The following is an 11,260-nucleotide window of genomic DNA, read 5'->3' as shown; positions in this document are numbered from 1 at the left end:
TCTGATTGCCATCCATGATTTATCCTCTCTGAAAAAGTGCTTATTTTGCTATAAATCTCAAAGCAGAATCCACACCTAACGTCGAGGAGCCCCTGCATGCAGGTGAAAGCATTGTCACAGGAACTGGTTGCGGATGACGTTTTTTGAGAAAGCTCTGATATCGAGATAACGTTCTCAGTAATTTCTGTTGCCATTGACTTCTGCTCTGATGTTGCAGTTGCGATCTGCACTGTTTTTTCACTCATCTCAGCAACCAGGTCCATAATGGTACGGAACAGATCCCCGGCAATAATGACTTTCTCAGTGCCTTCCTGAGTTGAGGACAAGCCCTCCTCTATCATGCTCACAGCCTTTTTTGACGCAACCTGAAGACGCTCAATCATACCTGCGATCTCTTCTGTCGATTGCCTGGTTTTCTGTGACAGCATTCTGACCTCATCTGCAACTACGGCAAATCCTCTGCCTGCTTCTCCGGCCCTTGCAGCCTCAATCGCAGCATTAAGAGCCAGCAAATTAGTCTGTTCAGAGATACCCTGAATCACGTCAGTTACTGTTGCGATCTGCTCGACATCTTTATTTAGCAGAGCAATAGTATCAGCAGTTTGCTGGATATTATCAGACATTTTACGGATAGTCTCAGTCGCATCATTAACAGCTTGTTGACCTTTCGATGCCCCATCTAATACGTTCTCTGTAGCCTTAACTGCCAGCTTAGCATTCTGTGCGACTTCACTGGCCGATGATTCCATCTGACTGATAGCAGAAGCGACCTGATGAGTATTCCTTTCCTGATCATTGGCCCAGTGTACGGTTTGGGCGATCTCCATTGATGTTGTATTAACACTCTCATTCAGTTTAAGACCAATGGTATTAGCAGAGGTAATCACCTCACTAATTTTGCTGACAAATGTATTAAACCCTTTCGCCAGTACTCCAGCTTCATCATTTGCATAATAGTTGATTCTCTGTGTAAGATCCCGATCTCCTTCTGCTATAGATAGTAATGCATGAGATATATCGTCAATAGGTTTAAAAAATATTTTAATAACATATGCAAAAAGAAAAATAAAAAGAAAAGATAATATGGTGCTAAAAAAAGCTGTTTTTATGATTGACTTGTTTATATCCTGGTAAAGATCAGATTCGGGTATCTCTGATACCAGTACCCAGTCTGTCGATGGTAATACAGTAGAGGATAGCACCAGGTTACCCTTCTCCTGATCATGTATTGTAAGCACTTGCTGATTGCCTTTTAGTAGCTGTGATAACATGTTTTCATCCAATCCACTGATTAGATCAGTAATTAGTGAACCAATATATATTTTATTTCCATGAATTTTTACCTGACCATTACTATTAATCAGATAAACAATACCATTTTCACCAATACGGTAATTACCAATGACAGAGGACAGTTCATTCAGGGGTTTACCAATTCCCCCTACGCCTAACAATTTACCTTCATCTTCTATACGATAGTTGATGAACCCGGTAATATTACCTGTTGTCTCATCATGATCGATATTTAACTCATATTGTTTTCCACTACTGATAAAGTTGAAATACCAGATATCTGCATCAGTATCCGGGGTGATTGTTTTTAGATTGCCGCCTTCATAGTAAAATTTTCGACTATTATCAGATACTAAAAAAACAGCTGATGATTCGCTGAATGTTTTAAGGTTGTCAAGATAATTAATTAGTGGTTCATAACCTTCTTTGTTCTCATTATTTTTCAGCCAGTGTTTAATGTAACTGTTCTCAACTAAGCCCTGAGAGTGGGTAATAGCTTTTCTGATATAGCTATCTATCTTTCCTTCAACCTCACCCAATACTGCAGGTAGCTCCGATTTTTCTATCCGGCTAACTGTCAGTTTATGCATCTCATTAAAGGTTATGACTGCCGATAAGAATATCAGGATCATTAGTGATAGACTAGAAAATAGTATTAGCTTTACTCTTATACTCATTATTGATCTCTCTTGCTATCTGGTGTTATTTTTTTTATTACATTGTGTTGTAAACGTGGCTTATTCTGTATCTAACTTCTGCTCTACTGTAAGGTACAAAGCTTTTTCCCAGGGAGAGGGTTGAGAATAAAAATAACCTTGTCCATATTTACAGCCCAGATTTATAAGGGTTGACCTATGGATTGATGTCTCGATACCTTCTGCGATAACGTGTTTTCCAAAACTATTTACCATGCTGATGATATGCTGAACCAGTAGAAAACTTTCTTCACGATGATTGATGTCGAGAATAAAACTTTTATCAATTTTAACTTCATCTATAGGTAATAACCGAAAGTAATTCATAGATGAATAGCCTGTCCCAAAGTCATCAAGTGATATTCTGAGCCCTATGTCTTTACAGTAATTAAGTATCTGGGCGGCTTTATCTATATCATTAATAAGAGAGGTTTCTGTTATTTCGAGCTTTATTTTTGAGAAAATTGTTTTTGAATATTGGTCTATCAGATTCTGTATTGTTTTAATAAACTCTTTGCTTAATAAATGGTATGCACTGATATTTATACTGATATCACATGAAATATCTCTGGATATGATTTCATTAACAATTAAGAAACTATTTTCTAGTATATAGTCTCCTAATGCTATGTCTGTTTCAGTTTCACTAATATGGGGAAGAAAATCATCAGGATAAATAATGCTGCTATTATCAATTATTCTTATAAGTATTTCATGCCCCGTTATTGTTCCATTCTGAATTTCAACCTGGGGTTGAAGATAAAATAAAACTTTATTTTGCTCTATTGCATGTCTTACTAAGGCTATTTTTTCCTGTTTCAGGCGAAAATTGTTTGTAATGTCATCATATAATACTATCGCCGATCCTCCTTGTTCCTTAGCCTGGCACATAGAGTGTTCTGCATGCTGTATTGTTCTGGTTATATTGCCAGATTCAAAGTCCCAAAAGGCCATTCCTACACTAAAGGTAATAATAGATTGTCGACCATGCACGGTAATAGATGGATTGAATTGTTCAATGATATGGTAAACTATATATTCTGGAGATAATAATAGAAACTCATCGCCAGAGGAGCGACAGCATAGCCCTTTATTATCAATGGAGCGGCTGATGATTTGCGCAATTTTACGGATAAAAAGATCGCCATAATCAAAACCATGCAGATTGTTTATCTTTCTGAATGCATCAATGTTTATACAAGATATAATGTATTTAACATCTCTTTCTAGTGGCCTGAAACTGCTGGTAAGTTCTTCAAATTTCCAGCGATTATAAAAGCCTGTTAAAGTATCTTTTTCTGCATGGGAAAGCATTCTTTTGTTATATTGTTCCTGCTCTTTAAGCAACCGCTTTCTTTCAATCATAACGGCTATGGTCTTTATAAGTGGAGATAGTTCGCTGACACAGGATAATTGATAGTGATATTCTGCATTCGCTAAGCCAATGACACCAACGATATTATTATCAAATTTAACAGGTATTCCTATATAGCTATGTATTACAGGGTGACCTTCAGGTTGTTTGAGTGACGGCCTTGTACTATTGAAAGTAATAATAATTTCCCCTGTGATGGCTGGCTTCAGTATATCAGAGTCCGGGTCATGAAACTCCAGATCAGATAGCAGAGCTTTTTGCTGGTCTTTTCCCATGATGTTGCTTATTGCTCTCATTTGAGCATAAGGGCCATTTTCATTATGGAATATTTCTCCAAAAAAACCTATTGGACTTGATGTGATTTCTAAAACATCTTTAAGTAGCTGTTGAAATGCTTTATTCATATCACTACTTTTTAAAAGAGACTTTTGAGCATTATCAATAGCCTTATATATTTCTATTGTTGAATAGTGCATAAATCAATCTCAAATAATATGTTCAGACAGCTTAATTTTTTCATCTTCTGATAGCTGTATCTGGGATTCAGTGTAGTTATATTGCTTTTAATACCCAGCATTCCATTGATCAGGTGATATTATCCAGCTCTGTAATATTTCAATACAATTCAAACGCAATTTGTGTCTGTTACTTGATAGTTGTCGCAAAGACTATTGTTTTCTTATATCTGGTTAAGGCTGCTACTTATATGAGAAGAAGATCTCAGCGTTATTAGTTTCTTTACTTCAGGAGTAATAAGGAATTATATTATAGATTTTTCTATAGCCATCACGGGTTATGATAATCTGATAGCTAAAAAACAAACCTCTAATGTTATTGTGCTGTCTATCTGGCTTTAATGATGGCTTTGCTATCAAGGCTTGTCTCAACTTCTATATTAATAATTTTGAGCAGAGGTTTATTTGATAGAGTGATATAGCAATTATTGATCGATCTGAAAAAAAATCATGGAGGATAATGTTCTCTGATGCTATCTCAAATTTTGCCTGATAGACTGAACTGTAGCAAAATAGCTGACAGTGTTTTACATAATTCTGTATCTGGGAAAAAACTGTGCTACAGAGAATAGCTGAGGATGAAGTTTGTTGAGAAAGCTCTGATATCGGGATAACATTTTCAGTAATCTCTGTTGCTATTGACTTCTGTTCTGACATTGCAGTTGAGATCTGGACTGTTTTTTCACTCATTTCAAAAGCCCGATTCATAAGAGTGCACTCAGATTCTGCGGCCTGAGCCTTATATACTTCTATTGTTGAATAGTGCATAAATCAATCTCAAATAATGTATTTAGACAGCCTGTTTTTTTCATCTTCTGATAACTGTGCCAGAGATTCAGTGTACTTAACTGCCTGCAATGTTCTTTTTTCCAGTGAACAGGCTATATTATCCAGCTCTGTAATGTTTTTATTTATTTCAAATATAACTTGTGTCTGCTGCTCAATGGTTGTCGCAAAGGCTATATTTTTCTCTGATATCTGATCAACACCGTTACTTATAGACAAAAACAAGCTTCCAGCATTATTAATTCCTTCTGTGATATAAGAAATTATATTCTTCATTTTCTCTATTGCTATTACGGCCTCTGAAGCATCCGATAATAAAAAATTAATTTGAGTGTTAATACTTTCTGATGATTCAGCAGATCGTTGAGCTAGTGATCGTACTTCATCTGCTACAACAGCAAAACCACGCCCCATCTCTCCGGCTCTGGCAGCTTCAATAGCTGCATTCAGTGCTAATAGGTTTGTCTGTTCGGAAATACCTTTTATTTCTTCAACATGTTCAGCAACAACAGAGCAGCGTTTTTCAAGGCCAGATATTACAGACCAAGATGAATTGACTTCTTGCTGTACCTGTTCAGATGCCTGAACGATCTCTTCGATTCTTTGTAGACCTTGTTTAGACTCCTTATTCAGGCTATCTGAATAACTTGCATTATCACCAACACTTTGTGCTACTTCATCAATACTATATGAAAATTCAAGCATTGAAGAGGAAATGATAGATGATTGAGTTCGTTGAGAATTGTAAGATTGAGTGAAATCATCAGTGATTAACTTAACTTGCTTGGAAATATCATTGACAGAGCTACTATTGTTCTGTGAGGTTTCCAGGTCTTTTCGTACTTGCTTTACAAGAGAGTTAAAGTTATCTATTACTTCTGCCTCAGGAGAAGAAATAAAATAGGTGAAATCATTCTTATTAACAATACTGCTAATTGCATCTACCAAAGCTATAGAGATAGATTCATCTTTTTGCATTGATAGCGCAATCCAGATTAGTGCAGACGCTTCAAAAATAACAAAAAAAGCATGTATAAAAAAAGTTTCCCATGAACAGTTGTAGCCATAAAGAATTATATTTATGCCAAATAAACTTTGTTCACTTATTTGCATCCAGGTAAACATCAAATGATGAACAGCTACTGTCAGAGCAAAGGTTAAAATAATCTTCCAGTTTCGATAGATGGTTAAGAATGCCATTGTAGCGAAAATATGAAAGTGCATTTCTATCTGTCCCATTCTTGATTGAATAAGCAGTGCAGATATAGTTACCAGAGAAGTAGCAACATAATAACCATAATTTATGCTGTGCTTCATCTTAACGTAAAGAATTACTGTTGCAGACAGAAGAACCACTGATGATAATAGTAAGCCAGAATAATCCCCGCCATAAAATACTGGTCCAGCTAAAATCATTAAAGGCAACTGAATTATTATCACCCACATCATAATACGATTGCGTTCTGATAAAGACATTTAAATATCCTTTAATAGGTTGATATCTTCTATTATTTTATTACTATCAATAAGGCTTCCGGCATATATGGACTTCAGTTTTCCATTATCTGAGAAATATACGAAGTCGCTATGATTGACTGGATCTTTTTTTAGATCAGGGCCATTCGCTAACTGCCTTCTTATTGCATCAAAAAACGATTTATCTTTTATGATTAAAGAGTGAAAATCGTCTCCAGCATAATCAAAATAATTATACATTCGTTCTGTTGTATCATTGTCAGGGTCAATGGTTATAAATATAAATGAAATGTTCTCATTAAAATCCTGCTTTATTTTTTTGAAAAGCTGAACTCTCGGATAGCATATTCCTCCGCATGCCGTATATCCGAAATAAATCAGTGCTTTTTTATTTTTTAAAAAACTTTCATCAACCACTTTGTTTCTTCCTGTCACTCCATTAAATGCTGGTATATCAGCCTGTACCTTTATTCCATTTAAACTACCAAGGCTTGCAGATAAAGAGATAACAATTATCGAGAACACAATAAATAAGCTACTCTGAATGCCAGGTGTCATTTTCGCCTCATCATGTGATTAACTTATGTTTTTATTCCATTTACTTCGCATAGTTATAAACATGAGGGTTCAGTTTTATAGTGTTGAACCTTGTTTATAACTTTCAATATACCGTCAAATAATGTCATCAACTTCTGTCTGAGTGTTATGGTTTGTTATGGCTGATAAAAGTTATCATTTAAGGGATTTATTTCCTGCCTCGTGTAATATATAAGTAATATTTTCTCCCGAATGAAAGAAGCAGATATAAAATATAAGCATGATTATGAAAACTAAAGGTTACATTTAGTTCTATGATTTCACTGAAAACCTGATAGTTGAAGCCCCTTGTCCCAAATGAGTTGAAATATGTCCTGATTTGGTATCTTTGACGCTGAAAATAGGTCAGGATTAAGACAGATGTTGTCCTGTTAGGGCTTCTATCGTTTATCAGGCTGCACTATTCGTGTTTTTAGCTTTGTACTATTTGCTTATGGGGATAATCGACGACATGAAGTGACAAATGTGGGTGGTTTGTCGATACCATATTACTGATGATGGTATGCCTGAGAGTGTGCAGACAGATGTCTGTGGCAGATATAATCAGATTAAAGCCGGTGCGGAGGTTAGATTGTGGCCCCCATTACCGCGCGGATGACCGATAAGGATTACCGGGTTTAGCCGGAACCGAATCCAGTACCTCCAGCATCTTATCGGTCAGATAAACTAATCTACTTTGCTTATTTTTAGTCTGACTGACGGGAATGGCATTTTATAGCCGAAGGTGGAACGCCCTTTATCCTGATAAAAGCGCGCCGCATTCGTTCTATATCAGTAAAGCCACATTGGCGTGCAACAACCTGTATTGAGCCATTACCACTTTCTAATGCAGCGCTTGCGGCCTCAACTCTTAGCCGCTCAACAGCCCTTGCTGGAGTTGTGCCAATCTCCGAAGCAAAGCACCGGGCGAAATGCCTTGAGCTCATGCACATTTGATCTGCCAGATCGCCCACCGAGAGCGGTTTGTCCAGATTATTGCGAATATAATCAAGCAGATTGGCGAAACGGCCATCCTTCATCCCCATTTCGATTAATTCTGAATACTGGGACTGACCGCCAGGGCGACGGTAATACATCACTAATTGGTGGGCAACGTGACGAGCTATCGGTTCACCAAGATCATTGGCTATCAGGGCTAATGAAAGGTCGATCCCTGCGCTTATTCCAGCGGAGGTCCATAGGTTACCATCATTGATATAGATACGATCTTCATCAAGGAGTACATCGGGAAAGCGTTGCTTAAAATCAGCGCTAAGCTGCCAGTGTGTAGTTGCCTTTTTTCCATTGAGCAATCCGGCAGCGGCGAGTAGGTAAGCCCCTGAGCATACGCTCCCAATGCGCTTCGCTTTCTGTGACAGATCACCGATGAAAGTAAGCACCTCTGCAGAAGCTGAAGCTTCATTGACCCCGGGGCCGCCAACAGCAAGAAAAGTGTCCGCATCGAACACTTGGTCAAATGACGTGGTGGATAGTGTAGTACAGGCAGAGCTTTTCACCATCCCCCCCTTAGGGCTGGCTAAAATCAGCTCATACGTTCCTGGTTTCATCCGATTAGTCATCTCGAAAGCTGCAATCGGACCTGCTGCATCCAGCAATTGAAAACCAGGGTATACGATAAAAACCAACTTGTGAGTCATGGCAGAAAACGAGGTGATTACGTCCTTACTAAATTAGCCAAATAACGCACAATGTCAATGGCAACAATACATATAGGACAAGGAAAAATCATGTTACAGTCCACACTACAGTCTTCACCAATACTCTCTACTAATCAGCAACTTCCAGTAGGTTTGAGTGGGGAGATTATTTCTCGCTCTCAAATTGGACAAGAGTTCGTCTGGCCTGATAACGACCCTCGCTCACAGTGGCAAACGCAGCGCACCTATGAGGCTAATGATGATGCCCGGATTCGGCACCTCAGCGTTTCCCCCCACTTTGATATGGCTACGTTTTTGGAGAAAACCAAGACGCTGGATCTGCCATCTCGGATCATTGAGCTGCTTAATCATAACGCCTTTCAGTTTAATTCACGAAAGAGATTCCGTGGGTGCGAGCAGTGGCGACAGATGGTCACTGAGTCTTGCGAAAAAGGGGCTCCAATTGAGATCCTGATACTCGCTTTCTGCGTTATTAGTAATCCGACCAAACGGGTGCAGCCTACGGAGGTCACCACAGCAGATGATGTATCATTGCTCCACATGGATAATATTGCACGTCATATCGCTGGCATATACCCGCCTGGAGCCGTATTTCATGTAATTAGTGACAGTACGTTCTACGCACTTCCTTTAGGCGTTACGTCAGTAGAAGCACAAAATTATCTGGTTCAACTACATCGACGAACCCAAGATCTTAAGATAGCTGACACAATCAAGATTCATGATATTTCCGACTATCTCTGTCACTATAATCAGCTCTTTCACGATCAGTTTGAAATTTGGCGTACCAAATTCCTGGAAAATCCTCTTTCGCATGATTTGCCTGCGGATGAGTACCAACGGTGGCATGCCAGTATGCGTTCCACAATCAACTCTCGCCGTATGGGGTTAACCTACGAGCAGCTAGCGGCCCTGTTCTGTGCCGACTCTGGCATGTCTCTGGCTCATCTTGATAACAGTGCTACTCTGGCATTGGCAGAGTACCGGGCTTTGAAGGCCGCTGCTGCCGATACGAATTGGGAAAAACACCATTTCCCAAACGCCATTAGAGCAACTATCCACGCAAAGAAAATCCCCGTATTAGGTCTTCGCCTATATCCAGAATACAAACTCAACTCCCGTCTCCTTCCGTATCATGGGATTGCAGTACTGATACAGGACGACAAAGATGGAACTGAACGAATGGTCATCCGTCACGAAATATCCGTGATTGGTAACCAATCTTTCACTCGAGTCGTCAATGAAAAGGGACTGACACAATTCTACGAACTTTTGAAGCTCTGAAAATGAACCGCAACATTTTTTTGTTGACGCTCTCCCAGGCGGCGATGATGACCACGATTAGTTTAGTACTCTCATCGTCAGCCTTGGTTGCAACCCAACTCTCGTCGCCTGATTTAGCTACCGTACCGCTTGCTGTCCAATACCTGGGTACCATGGTGATGTTGTATCCCATGGCCAAACTTATGGAGCGCTTTGGGCGTAGCGTTATTTTTTGTAGTGGTGCTTTACTTGGGGCGGTAGGCTTGGCTGGTGCTGCCTTTGGCGTTTGGATAGGCAGCTTTGCTTTGTTCTCGGTAGCCGGATTTTTAATTGGTGCCTTCGGTGCAGTTGGGCAATATTATCGATTTGCAGCAGCCGATGCCGCACCAGTGGAAAGAAAAAGCCAAGCCATCTCCTGGACATTAGCTGGCGGACTCCTCGCTGCTGTGGCTGGACCTATGCTTGCTCAGTGGACAAAGGATACCCTTACCCCTGCTTTTTTTGCCAGCTTCCTTGTATTAATAGGCGTAGCTTTGTTGAGCGCTCTGCTGGCTCTAGGTCTTCGTTTACCACCAATGATAAGAGCAGATAAACAAACACAGAGATCATGGGCTGTGATGGCGCGTAATCCCGTGCTGGTCATGGCTGTTTTAAGCGGTGTCGTTGGCTATGCCGCGATGAATCTTCTGATGACAGCTACGCCTCTTGCCATGATGTGTTCGGGGCTGGGCTTCGCCCAAACTGCTTTGGTTATTCAATGGCATGTACTTGCTATGTTTGCTCCTTCATTTTTCACAGGAACACTGATTCAGAGAATCGGTATCATACCGGTCATGCTGCTGGGGTGCCTGTTAAACCTTGGGAGTATTGCTGTCAGTCAGGTAGGGACGGAGCTGGCTCACTTTGAGGCTGGACTGATTTTGCTGGGAATTGGCTGGAATTTTCTCTACGTCGGTGCTACCTCTCTGTTAACCGAAAGCTGTCGAAAGGAGGAAGCGGCTCGCGTTCAGGGTTTAAACGATACGCTGGTTTTCCTGGGGGTTACCACTGCAACCTTATTCTCAGGTGTGATGGTCAATTCTCTAGGTTGGCAAACAGTTAACTTATATGTGGCTTTTCCTATTCTTATTGTCATGGTCGGACTCGTTCGGTTAATGAATTGGCCTCATCTATCACGGTTGCATAAGGAATAATTTATGGATATCGACAAACGGCCTACTGGAGACTTCACGGAGCATTTCTTGTCTCTTAATGAAGAGGAGGAACGCAACATGTTAAGCCGCTCAGTAAAAGCTCTGATTTTTGATCTGGATGGTACACTGGTAGATACTCTTGGAGGGATAGCGAACGCAATCAACTGTGCACTGGTGACCAATGGCCAGGAACCTCTGACCATTTCAGAAATCACTGATCGGGTAGGTGAAGGCGGTACGGCCTTGGTAGAATATGCATTGGAGAAAAACGGGCAGGAGGTCGACCCGGAATGTGTCTCCAAATTGCAGGCAAGTTATTTTGTAACTATTCAGCTGCCCGGTCAAAGATATCTGGCAGCTGCCCACAAAATAACAGGGTTAAGGCATTACTTGCTGATACCGATTGTTT

At 40.0% G+C, this 11,260-nt stretch carries 8 protein-coding genes; 3 read left to right on the top strand and 5 right to left on the bottom strand.

Annotated features, from left to right (window positions below):
- From H4O21_RS23690 to H4O21_RS23670, 5 genes are all read right to left on the bottom strand, one after another.
- The coding region (locus H4O21_RS23690) for a methyl-accepting chemotaxis protein (RefSeq protein WP_182812216.1) at positions 1-1,883 on the bottom strand (1,883 nt) is incomplete at its 3' end.
- 147 nt (positions 1,884-2,030) lie between these two features.
- Complete coding sequence (locus H4O21_RS23685) at positions 2,031-3,839, bottom strand: bifunctional diguanylate cyclase/phosphodiesterase (RefSeq protein ID WP_182812213.1); 1,809 nt, start codon at positions 3,837-3,839, stop codon at positions 2,031-2,033.
- Positions 3,840-4,655: 816 nt separating this feature from the next.
- Positions 4,656-6,140 (bottom strand): methyl-accepting chemotaxis protein, encoded by a 1,485-nt coding sequence (locus H4O21_RS23680; protein ID WP_182812210.1) that lies wholly within the window; start codon positions 6,138-6,140, stop codon positions 4,656-4,658.
- Positions 6,141-6,698: an SCO family protein gene (locus H4O21_RS23675; protein WP_182812207.1), complete on the bottom strand. Its 558-nt coding sequence runs from the start codon at positions 6,696-6,698 to the stop codon at positions 6,141-6,143.
- 725 nt (positions 6,699-7,423) lie between these two features.
- Positions 7,424-8,374 carry a GlxA family transcriptional regulator gene (locus tag H4O21_RS23670; RefSeq protein WP_182812204.1) on the bottom strand — a complete coding sequence of 317 codons (951 nt, stop codon included), beginning with the start codon at positions 8,372-8,374 and terminating at the stop codon, positions 7,424-7,426.
- Between the two features lie 90 nt (positions 8,375-8,464).
- Between H4O21_RS23670 and H4O21_RS23665 the strand changes: the two genes are divergently transcribed.
- The 3 genes from H4O21_RS23665 to H4O21_RS23655 all read left to right on the top strand — a co-directional run.
- Complete coding sequence (locus tag H4O21_RS23665; RefSeq protein WP_182812201.1) at positions 8,465-9,679, top strand: L-tyrosine/L-tryptophan isonitrile synthase family protein; 1,215 nt, start codon at positions 8,465-8,467, stop codon at positions 9,677-9,679.
- Positions 9,680-9,681: 2 nt separating this feature from the next.
- Complete coding sequence (locus H4O21_RS23660) at positions 9,682-10,851, top strand: MFS transporter (protein ID WP_182812198.1); 1,170 nt, start codon at positions 9,682-9,684, stop codon at positions 10,849-10,851.
- 3 nt (positions 10,852-10,854) lie between these two features.
- Positions 10,855-11,260: HAD hydrolase-like protein (locus tag H4O21_RS23655; protein WP_182812195.1), on the top strand; the 406-nt coding region annotated here is incomplete at its 3' end.

The organism is Oceanospirillum sediminis, from assembly GCF_014164585.1.
Classification (GTDB): Bacteria; Pseudomonadota; Gammaproteobacteria; order Pseudomonadales; family Halomonadaceae; genus Oceanospirillum; species Oceanospirillum sediminis.
Note: the sequence above shows the minus strand (reverse complement) of the source record. Positions and strands in the feature narration are given on the sequence as shown.

Bases quoted from the DNA above. Each gene is read 5' to 3' on its own strand.
- H4O21_RS23685 (WP_182812213.1), bottom strand. From the start codon at position 3,839: ATGCACTATTCAACAATAGAAATATATAAGGCTATTGATAATGCTCAA.
- H4O21_RS23680 (WP_182812210.1), bottom strand. From the start codon at position 6,140: ATGTCTTTATCAGAACGCAATCGTATTATGATGTGGGTGATAATAATT.
- H4O21_RS23675 (WP_182812207.1), bottom strand. From the start codon at position 6,698: ATGACACCTGGCATTCAGAGTAGCTTATTTATTGTGTTCTCGATAATT.
- H4O21_RS23670 (WP_182812204.1), bottom strand. From the start codon at position 8,374: ATGACTCACAAGTTGGTTTTTATCGTATACCCTGGTTTTCAATTGCTG.
- H4O21_RS23665 (WP_182812201.1), top strand. From the start codon at position 8,465: ATGTTACAGTCCACACTACAGTCTTCACCAATACTCTCTACTAATCAG.
- H4O21_RS23660 (WP_182812198.1), top strand. From the start codon at position 9,682: ATGAACCGCAACATTTTTTTGTTGACGCTCTCCCAGGCGGCGATGATG.